Origin of the sequence: Pseudomonas kilonensis (assembly GCF_001269885.1) — a bacterium.
GTDB lineage: Bacteria > Pseudomonadota > Gammaproteobacteria > Pseudomonadales > Pseudomonadaceae > Aquipseudomonas > Aquipseudomonas kilonensis.
In genome coordinates this window covers 46,306-64,256 of record NZ_LHVH01000005.1, presented here as the reverse complement: position 1 = coordinate 64,256, position 17,951 = coordinate 46,306, and the positions used below count along the sequence as shown (strand labels likewise).

16 protein-coding genes are annotated in these 17,951 nt (G+C 61.7%); 12 read left to right on the top strand and 4 right to left on the bottom strand.

Annotated elements, in window-relative coordinates; genetic code table 11:
* The first annotated feature begins 89 nt into the window (after positions 1 to 89).
* The 4 genes from AD662_RS01290 to AD662_RS01275 all read left to right on the top strand — a co-directional run bounded on the left by AD662_RS01290 (position 90) and on the right by AD662_RS01275 (position 4,384).
* Entirely contained in the window at positions 90 to 1,484 is a 1,395-nt protein-coding gene (locus tag AD662_RS01290; protein WP_018608853.1) for an FAD-binding oxidoreductase, read from the top strand.
* 43 nt (positions 1,485 to 1,527) lie between these two features.
* The gene (locus AD662_RS01285; protein WP_003196639.1) at positions 1,528 to 2,193 is read left to right on the top strand and encodes a fumarylacetoacetate hydrolase family protein; all 666 of its coding nucleotides are present in this window, start codon (positions 1,528 to 1,530) and stop codon (positions 2,191 to 2,193) included.
* A 240-nt stretch (positions 2,194 to 2,433) separates the two neighbouring features.
* Positions 2,434 to 3,357 (top strand): SdiA-regulated domain-containing protein, encoded by a 924-nt coding sequence (locus AD662_RS01280; protein ID WP_053185036.1) that lies wholly within the window; start codon positions 2,434 to 2,436, stop codon positions 3,355 to 3,357.
* 118 nt (positions 3,358 to 3,475) lie between these two features.
* The gene (locus AD662_RS01275) at positions 3,476 to 4,384 is read left to right on the top strand and encodes an SdiA-regulated domain-containing protein (RefSeq protein ID WP_053185034.1); all 909 of its coding nucleotides are present in this window, start codon (positions 3,476 to 3,478) and stop codon (positions 4,382 to 4,384) included.
* A 148-nt stretch (positions 4,385 to 4,532) separates the two neighbouring features.
* Here the strand turns inward: AD662_RS01275 and rpiA are convergent, their stop codons facing one another.
* Positions 4,533 to 5,207: a ribose-5-phosphate isomerase RpiA gene (gene rpiA, locus AD662_RS01270; protein WP_014336005.1), complete on the bottom strand. Its 675-nt coding sequence runs from the start codon at positions 5,205 to 5,207 to the stop codon at positions 4,533 to 4,535.
* A gap of 137 nt (positions 5,208 to 5,344) precedes the next feature.
* Between rpiA and ilvA the strand changes: the two genes are divergently transcribed.
* The gene (gene ilvA / locus AD662_RS01265; protein ID WP_018608861.1) at positions 5,345 to 6,859 is read left to right on the top strand and encodes a threonine ammonia-lyase, biosynthetic; all 1,515 of its coding nucleotides are present in this window, start codon (positions 5,345 to 5,347) and stop codon (positions 6,857 to 6,859) included.
* A gap of 45 nt (positions 6,860 to 6,904) precedes the next feature.
* The gene (locus tag AD662_RS01260; RefSeq protein WP_024619583.1) at positions 6,905 to 7,330 is read left to right on the top strand and encodes a DUF2269 family protein; all 426 of its coding nucleotides are present in this window, start codon (positions 6,905 to 6,907) and stop codon (positions 7,328 to 7,330) included.
* A 151-nt stretch (positions 7,331 to 7,481) separates the two neighbouring features.
* Here the strand turns inward: AD662_RS01260 and AD662_RS01255 are convergent, their stop codons facing one another.
* Positions 7,482 to 8,138, bottom strand: a complete 657-nt coding sequence (locus AD662_RS01255; protein ID WP_053185031.1) for a histidinol-phosphatase — start codon at positions 8,136 to 8,138, stop codon at positions 7,482 to 7,484.
* 143 nt (positions 8,139 to 8,281) lie between these two features.
* Between AD662_RS01255 and AD662_RS01250 the strand changes: the two genes are divergently transcribed.
* Together AD662_RS01250 and ptsP are read left to right on the top strand one after the other, a co-directional pair.
* Entirely contained in the window at positions 8,282 to 8,761 is a 480-nt protein-coding gene (locus tag AD662_RS01250) for an RNA pyrophosphohydrolase (RefSeq protein ID WP_003186867.1), read from the top strand.
* Positions 8,762 to 8,783: 22 nt separating this feature from the next.
* Complete coding sequence (ptsP, locus tag AD662_RS01245) at positions 8,784 to 11,063, top strand: phosphoenolpyruvate--protein phosphotransferase (protein ID WP_018608868.1); 2,280 nt, start codon at positions 8,784 to 8,786, stop codon at positions 11,061 to 11,063.
* A gap of 177 nt (positions 11,064 to 11,240) precedes the next feature.
* On the opposite strand, the gene AD662_RS01240 is transcribed toward ptsP, so the two are convergent.
* Entirely contained in the window at positions 11,241 to 11,987 is a 747-nt protein-coding gene (locus AD662_RS01240) for an NRDE family protein (RefSeq protein WP_053185028.1), read from the bottom strand.
* Positions 11,988 to 12,271: 284 nt separating this feature from the next.
* Here AD662_RS01240 and AD662_RS01235 point away from each other — a divergent pair, with 284 nt between their 5' ends.
* The 3 genes from AD662_RS01235 (at position 12,272) to AD662_RS01225 (ending at position 14,953) form a co-directional block, all read left to right on the top strand.
* Entirely contained in the window at positions 12,272 to 13,054 is a 783-nt protein-coding gene (locus AD662_RS01235; protein WP_024619700.1) for a sulfite exporter TauE/SafE family protein, read from the top strand.
* 68 nt (positions 13,055 to 13,122) lie between these two features.
* On the top strand, positions 13,123 to 13,932 hold the full coding sequence (gene lgt / locus AD662_RS01230) for a prolipoprotein diacylglyceryl transferase (RefSeq protein WP_018608873.1): 810 nt from the start codon (positions 13,123 to 13,125) through the stop codon (positions 13,930 to 13,932).
* 49 nt (positions 13,933 to 13,981) lie between these two features.
* Positions 13,982 to 14,953, top strand: coding sequence for a thymidylate synthase (locus tag AD662_RS01225; protein WP_014335997.1), 972 nt, complete (start codon positions 13,982 to 13,984; stop codon positions 14,951 to 14,953).
* 245 nt (positions 14,954 to 15,198) lie between these two features.
* Here AD662_RS01225 and cadR read toward each other — a convergent pair whose 3' ends face one another.
* On the bottom strand, positions 15,199 to 15,645 hold the full coding sequence (gene cadR / locus AD662_RS01220; RefSeq protein ID WP_003196623.1) for a Cd(II)/Pb(II)-responsive transcriptional regulator: 447 nt from the start codon (positions 15,643 to 15,645) through the stop codon (positions 15,199 to 15,201).
* A gap of 86 nt (positions 15,646 to 15,731) precedes the next feature.
* On the opposite strand from cadR, the gene AD662_RS01215 reads away from it, so the two are divergent.
* Positions 15,732 to 17,951: a heavy metal translocating P-type ATPase gene (locus AD662_RS01215; RefSeq protein ID WP_053185024.1), complete on the top strand. Its 2,220-nt coding sequence runs from the start codon at positions 15,732 to 15,734 to the stop codon at positions 17,949 to 17,951.

The following is a 17,951-nucleotide window of genomic DNA, read 5'->3' as shown; positions in this document are numbered from 1 at the left end:
GTATGCTAGCATATGCACCCCGCTAAACACTCATTCCTGCGACGTGAAGCGTTCTCAGGATGACCATGAATTGTTCGAGAGTTCTGTCGATGACCAATCCTGCCGTGATAGATGAGCTGAAGACCCTGGTTGAGCCTGGCAAGGTCTTGACCGATGCCGACTCCCTGAACGCTTACGGCAAGGATTGGACCAAGCATTTTGCCCCTGCGCCTTCGGCCATCGTCTTTCCCAAGACCACCGAACAGGTCCAGGCCATCGTGCGCTGGGCCAACGAACACAAGGTCGCGCTGGTGCCATCGGGCGGACGTACCGGGCTTTCCGCCGCAGCCGTGGCCGCCAACGGCGAAGTGGTCGTGTCGTTCGACTACATGAACCAGGTGCTCGACGTGAACCTCACCGACCGCACCGCGGTCTGCCAGCCTGGCGTGGTCACCAAACAACTGCAGAACAAGGCCGAAGAACATGGCCTGTACTATCCGGTAGACTTCGCTTCGGCCGGTTCCAGCCAGATTGGCGGCAATATCGGCACCAATGCCGGCGGGATCAAGGTCATTCGCTACGGCATGACCCGCAACTGGGTGGCGGGCATGAAGGTTGTCACCGGCAAGGGTGACCTGCTGGAGCTGAACAAAGACCTGATCAAGAACGCCACCGGCTACGACTTGCGGCAACTGTTCATCGGCGCCGAGGGCACCCTGGGCTTCGTGGTCGAGGCCACCATGCGCCTGGACCGTGCACCGAAAAACCTCACCGCCATGGTGCTCGGCACACCGGACTTCGATTCGATCATGCCGGTGCTGCACGCCTTCCAGGGCAAGCTGGACCTGACCGCCTTCGAATTTTTCTCCGACAAGGCCCTGGCCAAGATCCTCGCTCGCGGCGATGTGCCAGCACCGTTCGAAACCGAATGCCCGTTCTATGCCCTGCTGGAATTCGAAGCCACCACCGAAGAAGTCGCCAACCACGCCCTGGAGACCTTCGAGCATTGCGTGGAACAAGGCTGGGTGCTGGACGGCGTGATGAGCCAGAGCGAAACCCAACTGCAGAACCTGTGGAAGCTGCGCGAGTACATCTCCGAGACCATCTCCCACTGGACACCGTACAAGAACGACATCTCGGTGACCGTCTCCAAGGTTCCGGGTTTCTTGCGGGAAATCGACGCGATCGTCGGCGAACACTACCCGGACTTCGAAATCGTCTGGTTCGGCCACATCGGCGACGGCAACCTGCACCTGAACATCCTCAAGCCGGAAAACCTGAGCAAGGATGAGTTCTTCGCCAAATGCGCGACCGTGAACAAATGGGTCTTTGAAACCGTCGAGAAGTACAACGGCTCGATTTCCGCCGAACATGGCGTGGGCATGACCAAGCGCGACTACCTGACCTATAGTCGTTCACCTGTGGAAATCGAGTACATGAAAGCCGTGAAGGCGGTATTCGACCCGAACGGCATCATGAACCCGGGCAAAATTTTCGCGGTTTGACGCCTAAAAACACCTGATGAATCCCAGAAGCAGGAGTCGGTAAATGAGCTATCAGCACCAGTATGTCGACGGTACACGTATTCATTTCCCGGTCGGAAAAGTGGTGTGCATTGGCCGCAACTACGCCGAACATGCAAAGGAACTGGATAACCCGGTGCCCACCGAACCCTTGCTGTTCATCAAGCCGGGCAGTTGCGTGGTGCCGCTGGAAGGCGGTTTCAGCATTCCGGCCGACCGTGGCTCGGTGCACTACGAGGCGGAAATCGCCGTGCTGATCGGCAAGCCGCTGTCCACCAAGCCCAGCGTTGAAGAAGTACTGGACGCGATCTCCGGCTTCGCCCCGGCCCTGGACCTGACCCTGCGGGACAAGCAGGCCGAGCTCAAGGCCAAGGGCCTGCCGTGGGAAGTGGCCAAGTCCTTCGACGGCGCGGCGGTGCTCGCACCGTTCGTGTCGAGCGGCACCTTTGCCGACCTGACCGACATCCCCGTTCGCCTGACCATCAACGGTGAAGTGCGCCAGGACGGCAACAGCAGCCTGATGCTCAACCCCATCGTGCCGATGATCCAGTACATGGCCGGCTGCTTCTCGCTGCAGGCCGGCGACGTGATCCTCACCGGCACCCCGGCAGGCGTCGGGCCGCTGAATGCAGGCGATGAACTGGTACTGGAGCTGCCGGGGGCAAGCCGCTTCGAAAGCAGCGTTCGTTAACTCGGTTTTGTGACCACAACAGATCAAATGTGGGAGCGGGCTTGCTCGCGAATGCGGTGTATCAGAAAGATATATGTCGACTGACACTCCGCATTCGCGAGCAAGCCCGCTCCCACAGGGTATACAGGGCGCATATCCGATCATTTACCGTTTTTTTCACATGCCATCCGGATAATTCCAGGGAATGTGGCGTCTGAGCTAGCCATTCCCCTCGCCGAATTTTCTGGAACGCATTCCCCGATGGCCACAACCCAAGCACTGCCAGCCGCCAAACCTGCCCGTCGCCCTAGGCTCAGGTATGCCTGGTCGCTGCTGGCAGTGGCCGCTGCCTACGGCCTGGCGTTCGCGATGCACTGGGACGACCGCGGCCTGCTTTGGCTATCGGAACACCTCCAGAGCCCGACTCAACGCCAGGTGAGTGTCTGGCTGCCGGACTACCACGCCGTGATCGACGCCAAGCCGCTACCAGGCATGGAGGAGGACGAGGCGTCCGATGTGGCCTACAACCCCCAGACCAAGACCCTGTTCGCCGTCATGGGCAAGCACCCGTCCCTGGTGGAACTGAGCCTTCAAGGCGATGTGCTGCGCAAGATACCTTTGGTGGGTTGGAGCAATCCCGAGGGCGTGGCCTATATGCCCAATGGCCTGTTAGCGATTACCGACGAACGCCGTCACACCCTCTCGATCGTCCAGGTGGACGCCAACACACGCGAGCTCAACAGCACTGACTTCCCTCACTACGACCTGGGTGCATCAGAAAACCAGAACAAAGGGTTCGAAGGAGTCACCTGGGATCCACGCAACCAGCAACTGGCGCTCGGAGAGGAACGCCCGCCGGCGCTGTTTACCTGGAAAAGCGATGGCAGCCAGCTGCTCAAGGGCGACAAGCAGATCCATGTTAGCAATGAACTGGACCTGCGCAACCTCTCGGCATTGGCGATCGACCCGCGAACCGGTCACATGCTGGTGCTTTCGGCCGACTCCCATCTGCTGCTGGAACTGGACGAAAAAGGCGAGCAGGTCAGCTTCATGACCTTGCTGGGCGGTTTCAACGGCTTGAAAAATACGATCCCGCGTGCCGAAGGCGTCACCGTCGATGAGGCCGGCAACCTGTACATGGTCAGCGAACCGAACCTGTTCTATCGTTTCGAAAAACAGCGCTGACAGCACTAACTCTGCAGGATAAGTCTTCCTTCGTTGTAGGGTGTGGCACACAGCCATTAAGTTTCAGTTCAGGCAGCCGTGGTATTTCCACTCACCTGTTCTCATCCGAGCCCCCTACATGCGTCGACTCGCCCGCCCCAAACCGTTGATACTGCTGACGCTGGTGCTGATTTTCCTGATCGCAGCCGGCCAGCACCTGCGCCTGTTCGAACGCGCCTGGTTCAACCTCAACACCTATTGGCAACCCATCAGCGAAAAAACCATCGCCTTGGACCAATACCGGGTCACGCTCGAAGCGCAGGTGATCGAGGGCCTGGACGATGATGTTTCAGCGCTGACGTTCGATCCGATCCGCAAGAGCCTGTTCACCGTCACCAATAAAAATGCCGAAATGATCGAGTTATCGCTGGACGGCAAGATCTTGCGGCGTATCGCCCTGATCGGCTTTGGCGATCCGGAGGCGGTGGAATTCATCAGCGAAGACACTTATGTCATCACTGACGAGCGCCAGCATCGCCTGATCAAGATTCACCTGGAGGCCGACACCCGATTCCTCGACGCAGCCGACGCCGAGCAAATGACCCTCGGCGTGCACATGAGCGGCAACAAGGGATTCGAAGGGCTGGCCTACGACTCGGTGGGCAAACGCCTGTTCGTGGCGAAGGAACGCGACCCGATGCTGATTTATGAAGTGCATGGGTTTCCCCACCACAATCCAGAAAAGTCCTACGCGGTCCATGTGATCAACAACCCCAAGCGCGATGCCGGGCTGTTCGTGCGCGACCTTTCAAGCCTGCAATACGACGAGCGCAGCGGCCATTTGCTGGCGCTGTCCGATGAGTCGCGGTTGATTATCGAATTGGATATCGACGGCCGGCCGTTGAGCACGCTGTCGTTGAGCAAAGGCCGGCAGGGCCTGCAAAAAAACGTGCCCCAGGCCGAAGGCCTCGCCATGGACGACGATGGCAACCTGTATCTGGTGAGCGAGCCGAACCTGTTCTACGTGTTCAAGAAGCCGCAGCCTTGATGCAATTATTTCGATCCACAACAGAACCCAATGTGGGAGCGAGCCTGCTCGCGATAGCGGCTTATCCGCCACATCAATGTTGGCTGACACACCGCTATCGCGAGCAGGCTCGCTCCCACAGGGGAATACTTCAGGTTATTTCGCCGACTTATTCAGCCCGCAGGGTCTTCACCCCTTCAGGGGTCCCCAGCAGCAGCACATCCGCAGGACGCGCAGCGAACAAACCGTTGGTGACCACGCCAACGATGGCGTTGATCTGGCTTTCCAGCTCCACCGGGTTGGTGATCTGCAGGTTGTGCACGTCCAGGATGATGTTGCCGTTATCGGTCAACACGCCTTCGCGATACACCGGGTCGCCGCCCAGCTTCACCAATTGGCGGGCCACATGGCTGCGGGCCATGGGAATGACTTCAACCGGCAGCGGGAACGCGCCAAGCACCGGCACCAGCTTGCTGGCATCGGCGATGCAGATGAAGGTCTTGGCCACGGCCGCAACGATCTTCTCGCGAGTCAGGGCCGCGCCGCCGCCCTTGATCAGGTTCAGGTGCGCGTCGCTTTCGTCGGCACCGTCAATGTAGAACTCCAGGTCGCTCACGGTGTTGAGCTCGTACACCGGGATCCCGTGGCCCTTGAGGCGCGCGGCGGTTGCTTCGGAGCTGGCGACCGCGCCGTCGAACGCGCCCTTGTGTTGCGCCAGCGCGTCGATGAAGCAATTGGCCGTGGAGCCGGTGCCAACCCCGACGACGCTCTTGTCATCCAGCTTCGGGAGGATGAGGTCGACGGCGGCCTGGGCCACGGCCTGTTTGAGTTGATCCTGGGTCATGCGAGCTCCGAAAGCGGGCAGGAAGTAAAGAGGGGCGCGAGTATAACCCAACAAAACCTTGGGATTCGTGTGGTCGCCCAGCTAAAAGCCGGGTTAGACTCCTTGGCCCTGCCCAACCCGCTCAGTGATGCTTTCCGATGCTTGAACAGTACGTCAAAAAGATCCTCACCTCGCGCGTTTACGACGTTGCCGTAGAAACCCCGCTGCAGACCGCTCGCCAGCTCTCCGAGCGGCTGGGCAACAGCATCTTGCTCAAGCGCGAAGACTTGCAGCCGGTGTTCTCGTTCAAGATTCGCGGGGCCTACAACAAGCTGACCCAGCTCAGCGACGAAGAGCGCGCACGCGGCGTGGTCACGGCTTCGGCGGGCAACCACGCCCAGGGCCTGGCCCTGGCGGCCAAGGTGCTGGGCGTCAAGGCCACCATCGTGATGCCCAAGACCACCCCGGAAATCAAGGTCGAAGGCGTGCGTTCGCGCGGTGGCAAAGTGGTGCTGCACGGTGACTCATTCCCCGAAGCCCTGGCCTATTCGCTGAAACTGGTCGACGAAAAAGGCTACGTCTACATCCACCCGTATGACGATCCCCACACCATTGCCGGGCAGGGCACCGTGGCGATGGAAATCCTGCGCCAGCACCCGGGGCGCCTGGATGCGATCTTCGTCCCGGTGGGCGGTGGCGGGCTGATTGCCGGGATCGCGGCCTACGTGAAATACCTGCGCCCGGACATCAAGATCATCGGCGTCGAGCCGGACGATTCCAATTGCCTGCAAGCGGCCATGGCCGCTGGCGAACGCGTGGTGTTGCCGACCGTGGGGCTGTTCGCCGACGGCGTCGCCGTGGCGCAGATCGGCCAGCACACCTTTGATATCTGCAAGCATTACGTGGACGAAGTGATCACCGTCAGCACCGACGAGATCTGCGCCGCGATCAAGGACATCTACGACGATACCCGCTCGATCACCGAACCTGCTGGCGCCCTGGGCGTGGCCGGAATCAAGAAGTACGTCGAGTCACGGAGCATCAGCGGCCAGACCCTGGTGGCCATCGACTCCGGTGCCAACGTCAACTTCGACCGCTTGCGCCACGTTGCCGAACGCGCCGAACTGGGCGAGGGCCGCGAAGCGATCATCGCCGTGACCATCCCCGAGAAGCCGGGCAGCTTCAAGGCGTTCTGCGAAGCCGTCGGCAAGCGCCAGATCACCGAATTCAACTATCGCTACAACACCGGCAGCGAAGCGCACATCTTCGTCGGCGTGCAGACCCACCCGGAAAACGACCCGCGCAGCGCACTGATCGCCAGCCTGACCGAACAAGGCTTCCCGGTGCTGGACCTGACCGACAACGAACTGGCCAAGTTGCACATTCGCCACATGGTCGGCGGGCATGCAGCCCATGTCATCGACGAAGTGGTGCTGCGCTTCGAGTTCCCGGAACGCCCGGGGGCGCTGTTCAACTTCCTCAACAAGCTGGGTGGGCGCTGGAATATCTCGATGTTCCACTACCGCAACCATGGCGCGGCCGATGGCCGTGTGGTCGCCGGGCTACAGGTGCCGCACGATGAGCGTCACCTGGTGCCGGCCGCCCTGGAAGAAATCGGCTACCCGTACTGGGATGAAAGCGATAACCCGGCCTATCAACTGTTCCTGGGTTGATAAAGCCGGGCTAGGCTGTGAGCAAGACTTAAGGAAAATCCAACAATGGAAACATTGACTGCGCTGAAGATCGCACACGTCGTCGCCACCGTACTGCTGCTGGCAGGCGCCCTGGGGCTGGCCGTCTGGGTCTGGCGCACGCGCCGCAATGGCGATGCCACGGCGGCGGCGCGCACGCTGCAACGTCCGCGGCTGTTCATCTGGCTGGTGATGATCCTGGCTCTTGCGAGCCTGCCCTTCACGGGCTGGTGGATGGTGCATCAGGTTGGCTGGCCGCTGGGGCAGACCTGGTTGCTGGCTTCCAGCGTGCTCTACACCTTGGCGGCGCTGGCGGGGTTCTGGCTGGTGGTGCGACTGAACAAATTGCGCAAGGCACCGGGAGGTAGCGGGAAGTTTACCTTTGCCTTGGCGCTGTTCAGTGTTGTCTGCTTTGTCGCCATTGCGGGGTTGATGGGGGCCAAGCCGGTTTAAAACACAGTCTGTGGGAGCAAGGCTTGCCCGCGATTGGCTTTACGCGATGCAAAGGTACGTATGCCAATCGCGAGCAAGCTTTGCTCCCACAGCCAATCGCGAGCAAGCTTTGCTCCCACAGCCAATCGCGGGCAAGCCTTGCTCCCACAGTTCAATTGCGCAACGAAATTACCGGCCAACCCCGCTTCTGGGCCTCGGCCCGAAGATTCGGATCCGGATCCACCGCCACCGGATGCGTCACCACCTCCAGCAGCGCCAGGTCATTCATCGAGTCGCTGTAGAAATAGCTGCCCTCGAGCGCATGCCCGGTCTCTTCCAGCCAACGGTTCAACCGGGTCACCTTGCCCTCGCGAAAACACGGGATGTCGGTGCTGCGGCCGCTGTAGCGCCCGTCGATCATCTCGCACTCGGTGGCGATCAGGGTCTCGACGCCCAGGCGCTCGGCAATCGGCCCGGTGACAAAGCGGTTGGTGGCGGTAATGATCACCAGCTTGTCGCCAGCGTCACGGTGCTTTTCCAGCAATTCGATGGCCTGGGGCAACACGATCGGCTCGATGCAGTCGCGCATGTAGTCCAGGTGCCACTGGGCCAGCACGTGCATTTCGGTGCGACCGAGGATTTCCAGGCAAAAATTCAGGTACTCGGCGTTGTCGAGCTTGCCGGCCAGGTAATCCTGGTAGAACGCGTCGTTGCGTGCCTTGTACGTGACAGCGTCCAGGAAACCGCGCTCGCACAGGTAATCGCCCCACGCGTGGTCGCTGTCGCCGCCCAGCAATGTGTTATCCAAGTCGAATAAAGCCAGCCGCATTGCAGTTACTCGCTGAAAAATCTGAAGAAAGGCGTCCAGAATACGGACTTTTCACAAGAGTGCACATAAGCTAGGGACGCTCGTTGCTGCTTTCACAACCTTTGTGGAACAATGCGGCGACATGCGTTTGCGAGGTTGTTGCCGTGATCGATCCCGATGGTTTCCGTCCCAATGTGGGGATCATTCTTACGAATGATGCTGGGCAGGTGCTATGGGCACGCCGTATCAATCAAGACGCCTGGCAGTTTCCCCAGGGCGGGATCAACCCCCAGGAGACGCCGGAAGAGGCCTTGTACCGCGAGTTGAATGAAGAAGTGGGGCTTGAGCGAGAAGATGTCGAAATACTCGCCTGCACCCGCGGCTGGTTGCGCTATCGTTTGCCGCAACGCCTGGTCAGGACGCACAGCCAACCGCTGTGCATCGGCCAGAAACAGAAATGGTTTCTCCTGCGCCTGATCTCCAACGAGCAGCGGGTGCGGATGGATTTGACCGGTAAACCGGAGTTCGATGGCTGGCGCTGGGTCAGCTATTGGTATCCGTTGGGCCAGGTGGTGACATTCAAGCGCGAAGTGTACCGACGCGCTCTCAAAGAGCTTGCCCCGCGCCTGCTGACGCGCGACTGACGACGGAGTTCGACCCCGAGCCATGCTCAATACGCTGCGCAAGATCGTCCAGGAAGTTAACTCCGCCAAGGATCTCAAGGCGGCGTTGGGGATTATTGTATTGCGTGTCAAAGAGGCCATGGGCAGCCAGGTCTGCTCGGTCTACCTGCTGGACCCCGAGACCAATCGTTTCGTGCTGATGGCCACCGAGGGCTTGAACAAGCGCTCCATCGGCAAGGTCAGCATGGCCCCCAATGAAGGCCTGGTCGGTCTGGTCGGCACACGCGAAGAACCCCTGAACCTCGAAAACGCCGCGGATCACCCGCGCTACCGCTACTTTGCCGAAACCGGCGAAGAACGCTACGCCTCGTTCCTCGGGGCACCGATCATCCACCACCGCCGCGTCGTCGGCGTGTTGGTCATCCAGCAAAAAGAGCGCCGCCAGTTCGACGAAGGTGAAGAAGCCTTCCTCGTGACCATGAGCGCGCAACTGGCCGGGGTTATCGCCCACGCCGAGGCCACCGGCTCGATCAGCGGCCTGGGTCGCCAGGGCAAGGGCATCCAGGAAGCCAAGTTCGTCGGCGTACCGGGCTCACCGGGCGCGGCGGTGGGCACGGCGGTGGTCATGTTACCGCCCGCCGACCTCGACGTGGTACCGGACAAGGCCATCGCCGACATCGAGGCCGAGCTGGGTTTGTTCAAGACCGCCATCGAAGGCGTACGCGCCGACATGCGGGCCCTGTCGGCCAAGCTGGCGACACAGCTGCGCCCTGAAGAGCGCGCTCTGTTCGACGTTTACCTGATGATGCTCGACGATGCTTCCCTGGGCAGTGAAGTGACCACCGTCATCAAGACCGGCCAGTGGGCCCAAGGCGCGCTGCGCCAAGTGGTGACCGACCACGTCAACCGTTTCGAACTGATGGACGACGCCTACCTGCGCGAGCGGGCTTCGGACGTCAAGGACCTTGGCCGCCGCTTGCTGGCCTACTTGCAGCAGGAACGCCAGCAGACCCTGGTCTACCCCGACAACACCATCCTGGTCAGCGAAGAGCTGACCCCGGCCATGCTCGGCGAAGTGCCCGAAGGCAAGCTGGCGGGGCTGGTCTCGGTATTGGGCTCGGGCAACTCCCACGTAGCGATCCTGGCCCGGGCCATGGGCATCCCGACGGTGATGGGCCTGGTGGACCTGCCGTACTCCAAGGTCGACGGCATCCAGATGATCGTCGATGGCTACCACGGCGAGGTCTACACCAACCCCAGCGACGTGCTGCGCAAGCAGTTTGCCGATGTGGTCGAGGAAGAAAAGCAACTGTCCCTGGGCCTGGATGCGCTGCGGGACCTGCCGTGCATAACCCTTGACGGCCACCGCATGCCACTGTGGGTCAACACCGGCCTGCTGGCCGACGTGGCCCGGGCGCAGAAACGTGGCGCCGAAGGTGTAGGCCTGTACCGCACCGAAGTGCCGTTCATGATCAACCAGCGCTTCCCCAGCGAAAAGGAACAGCTGGCGATCTACCGCGAACAACTGGCCGCGTTCCACCCGCAACCGGTGACCATGCGCAGCCTGGACATCGGCGGCGACAAGTCCCTGTCCTACTTCCCGATCAAGGAAGACAACCCGTTCCTCGGCTGGCGCGGTATTCGCGTGACGCTCGACCACCCGGAAATTTTCCTGGTCCAGGCCCGCGCCATGCTCAAGGCCAGCGAAGGCCTGAACAACCTGCGCATCCTGCTGCCGATGATCTCCGGCACCCATGAACTGGAAGAAGCCCTGCACCTGATCCACCGGGCCTGGGGCGAAGTACGCGACGAAGGCACCGACGTGCCGATGCCGCCGGTCGGGGTGATGATCGAGATTCCGGCCGCGGTGTACCAGACCAAGGAACTGGCGCGGCAGGTGGACTTCCTGTCGGTGGGTTCCAACGACCTGACCCAGTACCTGCTGGCCGTGGACCGCAACAACCCGCGGGTCGCGGACCTGTACGACTACCTGCACCCGGCGGTGCTGCAAGCCTTGCAGAACGTGGTGCGTGACGCCCATGCCGAAGGCAAGCCGGTGAGCATCTGCGGCGAAATGGCTGGCGACCCCGCGGCCGCGGTGCTGCTGATGGCGATGGGGTTCGACAGCTTGTCGATGAACGCCACCAACCTGCCGAAAGTGAAATGGATGCTGCGCCAGATCAACCTCAGCAAGGCCCAGGAATTGCTCGCGGAAGTGATGACCATCGACAACCCGCAAGTGATCCACAGCTCCTTGCAACTGGCGCTGAAGAACCTTGGGTTGGCGCGGATGATCAATCCGGCTTCGAACAAAACCCTCTAGGCACGAGCACCTGTGGCGAGGGAGCTTGCTCCCGCTGGGCTCTGTAGGAGCTGGCGAAGCCTGCGATCTTTTGATCTTTTGATCTTTCGCTTGAGATTCAAGTGTCTGGGGAAAGATCGCAGCCTCGCTTCGCTCGTCAGCTCCTACACAGCTCCTACAAGCTCCTACAGGGCTGAATCAAATGTGCAGCGCCACCTCCCCCAAATGCCCCCCATGCGGCCCGAAACTGCGCTCGACCATCTGCCGCGTCCCATCGGCATGGACAATCAGCGCCGTACTCGCCCGCGTCCCGTAGGCCGGGCTGGCGATGAACACACTCGATAACAGCGTCTCGGTCGCCACGCCCACCCCCGTATCAGGCAGCTCAGCCACCGGAGCAGGTTGCGGGTCGTTCAGCAGCGCCAGCAACGCCTCGGGCTGCGGATCATCCAGCACCTCGCCCAGCGCCGCACGAGCCTTGAGCAACTTGGGCCAGGGCGTGTTCAACCCTGCGTTCGACACGCCATAGAGCCCCTCGCCCAACCGCTGCGGCTGGGCATCGCGGGCGTTGTGGTGCCACAGCTCGACGCCATCGCCGAGCAGCAGGTTGAAGCCACCGTACTCGCTGGCGCGGGGCACGACTTCGCTCAGGTAGTCGGCAATCGACAGATTCCCGGTCAGGAACCGCGCCACCAGCTCGCCGCGCGACTTGAAGGCCGGCAATTGGCCTGGGTCACGGATGTTGGTCAGCGCCGCAAAGCGCCCCTCGGCGCCAATGCCGAGCCAGGTGCCGCCGGCCTCCAGGTCGCGACCGGCATGCACATGGGGCGCATCAGGCCACTGGGCCAGGGGCAAGGTCGGCCGGGCATAGAACTCGTCGCGGTTGGCCGCCACGATCAGCGGCCGGGCGTGGCCGGGGCGCCAGGCAAATACGATCAGGCACATCAGGTTGTCCCGTTAACAATGCCAATCCATTGAAAGAATAAAGCCGAACACTGCTTTTGTGGCGAGGGAGCTTGCTCCCGCTGGGCTACGAAGTAGCCCCAAAAACCTTGTTGGGTGGGCTTCGCCCACCAGCGGGAGCAAGCTCCCTCGCCACAAAGGCTATTCGTCGCTTCACCGCCACTCTACCCATACATCACGGACGCATCCATCGCCTTCAGTGGAGCCCGGGGCCATGGATCCGTTACCATGCCGCTCTTATTTCAGGGATGGTCGGGGAGACGCTGGTGGAATTTGTGCTCTATCTGCTGCTCGGCGCCTGCGCCGGCGTGCTGGCCGGGTTGTTCGGTGTGGGGGGCGGGATCATCATTGTCCCGGTGCTGGTGTTCAGTTTCACCCTGCAGGGTTTCGACCCGCAGGTGTTGACGCATCTGGCCGTCGGCACCTCACTGGCATCGATCATATTCACCTCGGTCAATGCGGTGCGCGAGCATCAGCGCAAAGGCGCGGTGCGCTGGCCGGTGTTCGCCTGGATGACCGTCGGCATCCTGATCGGTGCCGGATTCGGTGCGATCACCGCCGAAGCGATTTCCGGCCCGCACCTGCAAAAGATCATCGGCGTGTTCGCCCTGATCATTGCCGTGCAACTGGCCCTGAACTTCAAGCCCAACGCCAGTCGCAACGTACCGGGCAAGGCCGGACTGACCCTGGCCGGCACGGTGATTGGCTGGGCCTCGGCGATTTTCGGCATCGGTGGCGGTTCACTGACCGTGCCGTTCCTGACCTGGCGCAGCGTACCGATGCAGCAAGCGGTCGCGACGTCATCGGCCTGCGGACTGCCCATCGCCGTGGTCAGCGCATTAAGTTTCATGATTTTGGGTTGGCACGATCCGCTGCTGCCGGCCCATAGTCTCGGTTTTGTGTATTTGCCGGCGCTGCTGGGCATCGCCTTGACCAGCATGGTCTTCGCCCGTTTCGGCGCGCGGCTGGCCCATCGCCTGTCACCGCGCTTGCTCAAGCGGTTGTTTGCCGCCCTGCTATTCTGCGTGGGCTTGAGTTTTCTGTTCTGACGCAATCCTGGCTTAATCCCGAGGTGGCAGCGTCGCCCGGGTATTTTTGACGTTTACGAGGAATATCAATGCTGCCTTACCCGCAGATCGATCCGGTAGCCCTGGCCATCGGCCCGCTGAAAATCCACTGGTACGGCCTGATGTACCTGATCGGCATCGGCGGCGCCTGGTTGCTGGCGTCGCGCCGGCTCAACCGTTTCGACCCGACCTGGAACAAGGAAAAACTTTCCGACCTGGTGTTCTGGCTGTCCATGGGCGTGATCGTCGGCGGACGCCTGGGCTATGTGCTGTTCTACGACCTGAGCGCCTATGTGGCCAACCCGACGCTGATCTTCGAAGTCTGGAAGGGCGGCATGTCGTTCCACGGTGGGTTCATCGGCGTGATGTTGGCGGCGTTGTGGTTCGGCAAGCGCAACAACAAGTCGTTTTTCGAGCTGATGGACTTCGTCGCGCCAATGGTGCCGATCGGCCTGGGCGCAGGGCGCATCGGCAACTTCATCAATGCCGAGTTATGGGGCAAGTCGACCGACGTGCCGTGGGCGATGATCTTCCCGCCGTTCAGCGACCCGGCGCAGTTGCCGCGCCACCCGTCGCAGCTTTATCAATTCGCCCTCGAAGGCGTGGCACTGTTCCTGATTCTCTGGCTGTTCTCGCGCAAGCCGCGGCCAACCATGGCGGTGTCGGGCATGTTCGCGCTGTTCTATGGCATCTTCCGTTTCATCGTTGAATTCGTCCGCGTACCGGACGCCCAGCTCGGCTATCTGGCGTGGAACTGGCTGACCATGGGCCAGGTGTTGTGCCTGCCGATGATCATCGGCGGCCTGGCGCTGATCTGGCTGGCTTATCATCGTGCGCCGGCTGCGGCGGCCAAGGTTTAAAATTCGAACCCCGGGGCGTTGGCCCCGGGTTCAAGGACACAGGTAACCCATGAAGCAATATCTCGATCTGGTGGCCCACGTCATCAAGAACGGCACCAAGCAAGCCAACCGCACCGGTGTGAACACCATCAGCTTCCCCGGCGCCATGCTGCGCTATGACTTGAAAGACGGATTCCCGGCCATCACCACCCGCAAAATGGCCTTCAAATCGGCCATCGGCGAGATGTGCGGCTTCCTGCGTGGCGTGAACAATGCCGCCGAATTCCGTGCCCTGGGCTGCAAGGTCTGGGACCAGAACGCCAACGAAAACGCCCAGTGGCTGGCCAACCCGTTCCGCCAGGGCGAAGACGACCTGGGCGAGATCTACGGCGTGCAATGGCGCAAATGGCCGGCCTACAAACAGATCCCCTTGAGCAACCCGGCCGCCATCGAGCAGACACTGGCCCAGGGTTACCGGCAGATCGCCGAGGGCGAAGAAAACGGCCAGGCCTACGTGGTGCTGTACAAGGCCATCGACCAGGTTCGCCAGTGCGTCGACACCATCATCAAGGACCCGGGCAGCCGGCGCATCCTGTTCCACGGCTGGAACTGCGCCCAGCTCGATGAAATGGCCCTGCCGCCGTGCCACCTGCTCTACCAGTTCCACCCGAATGTCGAGACCAGGGAAATCTCCCTGACCCTCTACATCCGCTCCAACGACCTGGGCCTGGGCACGCCGTTCAACCTCACCGAAGGCGCCGCACTGCTGAGCCTGATCGGCCGCCTGACCGGCTACACGCCGCGCTGGTTCACCTATTTCATCGGCGATGCCCACGTCTACGAAAACCACTTGGACATGCTCAACGAACAGCTCACGCGCGAGCCGTTCCCGATGCCCAAGCTGGTGATTTCCGAGCGTGTGCCGGAGTTCGCCAAGACCGGCGTGTACCAGCCTGAGTGGCTGGAGTTGGTGGAGCCGGGCGACTTCTCCCTCGAAGGCTACCAGCACCATGCGCCGATGACCGCGCCGATGGCGGTCTAGAAGAATCCCACCATCCCCCTGTGTGCGGGCCTGTGGGAGCAAAGCTTGCTCGCGATGGAAACGCCTCGATCCGTCAGAAGATCGCGTTATCGTTCATCGCGAGCAAGCTTTGCTCCCACAGGCTCACACCAAGCTTTGCTCCCACAGGCTCACACCAAGCTTTGCTCCCACAGGCTCACACCAAGCTTTGCTCCCACAGGCTCGCCCATAGGCGACTCTGTGTATTGGGGATTGGTGGCAAGGGCTCAATGCCCGTGACTACGCCCCACATGGGAATGCTCCACCTCCGGCGCCACCGCCCCGCTCACCTCCAGGCGCTGCAAGATCCCGCATTGATCCAGGTCCGGTCCTTCGCCACAGCGATGGCGCAGGTCGATCAGTTGCGTCTGCAAGGCCAGCAGGCCGTCGATGCGGGCCTTGACGTGCTGGATGTGTTCGTCGATCAGCGCGTTGACGCTTTCGCACTGGTCCTGGGGGCTGTCGCGCAGGGCCAGGAGGCTGCGGATTTCTTCCAGGGTCATGTCCAGGGTGCGGCAATTGCGGATGAACGTCAGCCGCTCGGCATGGGCCTGGGTGTAGACACGGTAATTGCCGTCGCTACGGGCCGGTTCCGGCAGCAAGCCTTCGCGCTCGTAGTAACGGATGGTTTCGACCTGGCAGTCGGTGATTTTCGCCAGTTCTCCGATCTTCATGCTGCGACCTCCCAAATAGGTGCTTGACCCTATAGTGGCTACAGGGTCTTTACTGCGCAACAGGCACTTTTCACGGACGTCACCCGATGAGCGATTCCCTTCACATCCACAAACCCGACCACGGCCATGACCACGGGCATTCCTGCTGCGCATCGAAAGCAGCCCCGTCGCAGGTGATCCTCGGCAAAACGCCGACGGACGGTGCGCGGCTGAGCAGTTTCCGCATCGAAGCCATGGACTGCCCCACCGAACAGACGCTGATCCAGAACAAGCTCGGCAAGCTCGAAGGCGTGCAGCAACTGGATTTCAACCTGATCAACCGCGTACTGGGCGTGACCCACGATTTGCCCAGCGACGCGCCGATCATCAAGGCCATCGAATCCTTAGGGATGCAGGCCGAGCCGATGACCCCGGGCAAAGAGAAAACCACCCCTGACTTGCCCGCCCCGGCCAAGCCCTGGTGGCCGCTGGCGCTGTCCGGCGTGACGGCCCTGGGCGCCGAGGTGATCCACTTCACCAACGCCGCGCCAAACTGGGTGGTCGCAGTGGTGGCATTGGTGTCGATCCTCAGCGGTGGCCTGGGTACCTACAAGAAGGGCTGGATCGCCCTGAAAAACCGCAACTTGAACATCAACGCACTGATGAGCATCGCCGTGACCGGCGCCGTGCTGATCGGCCAATGGCCGGAAGCGGCGATGGTGATGTTCCTGTTCACCGTGGCCGAGCTGATCGAAGCCAAATCCCTGGACCGGGCGCGCAACGCCATCAGCGGCCTGATGCAGATGGCCCCGGAACAGGCCACCGTGCAACAGGCCGATGGCAGCTGGCAGGCGCAAGACGTAAAAGTCATCGCCCTCGGTGCGCGGGTACGGGTTCGCCCGGGCGAAAGGGTGGGCCTGGACGGCGACGTGGTCGCCGGTCGTTCGACCATTGACCAGGCACCGATTACCGGCGAAAGCCTGCCGGTGGAAAAAACCATCGGCGACAAGGTGTTTGCCGGCACCATCAACCAGGCCGGCGAATTGGAATACACCGTGACCGCAGCGGCCGATCACTCCACCCTGGCGCGGATCATCCACGCCGTGGAACAGGCCCAGGGCTCCCGCGCACCGACCCAACGCTTCGTCGACCAGTTCTCGAAAGTCTACACCCCGGCGGTGTTTGTCCTGGCCCTGGCCGTGGCCGTCATCCCACCGTTGTTCATGGGCGCGGCATGGTTCGACTGGATCTACCGGGCGCTGGTGCTGCTGGTGGTCGCCTGCCCCTGCGCGCTGGTGATTTCCACCCCTGTGACCATCGTCAGCGGCCTCGCTGCCGCCGCGCGCAAAGGCATCCTGGTCAAGGGCGGCGTGTACCTGGAGGGCGGCTACAAGCTCGACTACCTGGCCTTGGACAAGACCGGCACGATCACCCACGGCAAGCCGGTGCAAACCGACTATGTGGCGCTGGACCCGAGCGTGGAAACCATCGCTCCGGCCCTGGCCGCCAGCCTCGCCGCCCGCTCCGATCACCCGGTTTCCCGGGCGATTGCCAACGCGGCTGTGGATAAGCAACTGGCACAGCAGGTTGTGGATAACTTCGAGGCGCTTGCCGGGCGCGGCGTGCGTGGCGACATTGGAGGGCAGACGTATCACCTGGGCAATCACCGCCTGGTGGAAGACCTCGGACTGTGCTCCCCCGAACTGGAAGAGAAACTCTTCGCCCTGGAAAAACAAGGCAAGTCCGTGGTGCTGCTGCTCGACGCTACAGGCCCCTTGGCGCTGTTTGCCGTGGCCGACACCGTGAAGGACTCCAGCCGCGAAGCCATTCGGCAGCTGCATGACCTGGGCATCAAGACCTTGATGCTCACCGGCGACAACGCCCACACCGCCGACGCGATTGCTGCACAGGTGGGCATGGACCAAGCCCGAGGCGACCTGTTGCCCGAAGACAAGCTGCAAGCCATCGAAGCGTTGTACGCCCAGGGTCACCACGTCGGCATGGTCGGCGACGGCATCAACGACGCCCCGGCCCTGGCCCGTTCGGAAATCGGTTTCGCCATGGCGGCGGCCGGCACCGACACGGCCATCGAAACCGCCGATGTCGCCTTGATGGACGATGATCTGCGCAAGATCCCGGCGTTCATTCGCCTGTCGCGGCAGACTTCAAGCATCCTGAAACAGAACATTGCCTTGGCGTTGGTGATCAAGGCGATCTTCCTCGGGTTCACCTTCGCCGGGTTCGCCACCATGTGGATGGCGGTGTTTGCCGACATGGGGGTGAGTTTGCTGGTGGTGTTCAATGGGTTGCGGTTGCTACGCAAGTAA

Coding starts and splice junctions, on each gene's coding strand:
- AD662_RS01255 (WP_053185031.1), bottom strand. CDS start 8,138: ATGCGGCTGGCTTTATTCGACTTGGATAACACATTGCTGGGCGGCGAC.
- cadR (WP_003196623.1), bottom strand. CDS start 15,645: ATGAAGATCGGAGAACTGGCGAAAATCACCGACTGCCAGGTCGAAACC.
- AD662_RS01290 (WP_018608853.1), top strand. CDS start 90: ATGACCAATCCTGCCGTGATAGATGAGCTGAAGACCCTGGTTGAGCCT.
- lgt (WP_018608873.1), top strand. CDS start 13,123: ATGCTGCCTTACCCGCAGATCGATCCGGTAGCCCTGGCCATCGGCCCG.
- ptsP (WP_018608868.1), top strand. CDS start 8,784: ATGCTCAATACGCTGCGCAAGATCGTCCAGGAAGTTAACTCCGCCAAG.
- AD662_RS01215 (WP_053185024.1), top strand. CDS start 15,732: ATGAGCGATTCCCTTCACATCCACAAACCCGACCACGGCCATGACCAC.
- AD662_RS01280 (WP_053185036.1), top strand. CDS start 2,434: ATGGCCACAACCCAAGCACTGCCAGCCGCCAAACCTGCCCGTCGCCCT.
- AD662_RS01240 (WP_053185028.1), bottom strand. CDS start 11,987: ATGTGCCTGATCGTATTTGCCTGGCGCCCCGGCCACGCCCGGCCGCTG.
- ilvA (WP_018608861.1), top strand. CDS start 5,345: ATGCTTGAACAGTACGTCAAAAAGATCCTCACCTCGCGCGTTTACGAC.
- AD662_RS01225 (WP_014335997.1), top strand. CDS start 13,982: ATGAAGCAATATCTCGATCTGGTGGCCCACGTCATCAAGAACGGCACC.
- rpiA (WP_014336005.1), bottom strand. CDS start 5,207: ATGACCCAGGATCAACTCAAACAGGCCGTGGCCCAGGCCGCCGTCGAC.
- AD662_RS01275 (WP_053185034.1), top strand. CDS start 3,476: ATGCGTCGACTCGCCCGCCCCAAACCGTTGATACTGCTGACGCTGGTG.
- AD662_RS01285 (WP_003196639.1), top strand. CDS start 1,528: ATGAGCTATCAGCACCAGTATGTCGACGGTACACGTATTCATTTCCCG.
- AD662_RS01260 (WP_024619583.1), top strand. CDS start 6,905: ATGGAAACATTGACTGCGCTGAAGATCGCACACGTCGTCGCCACCGTA.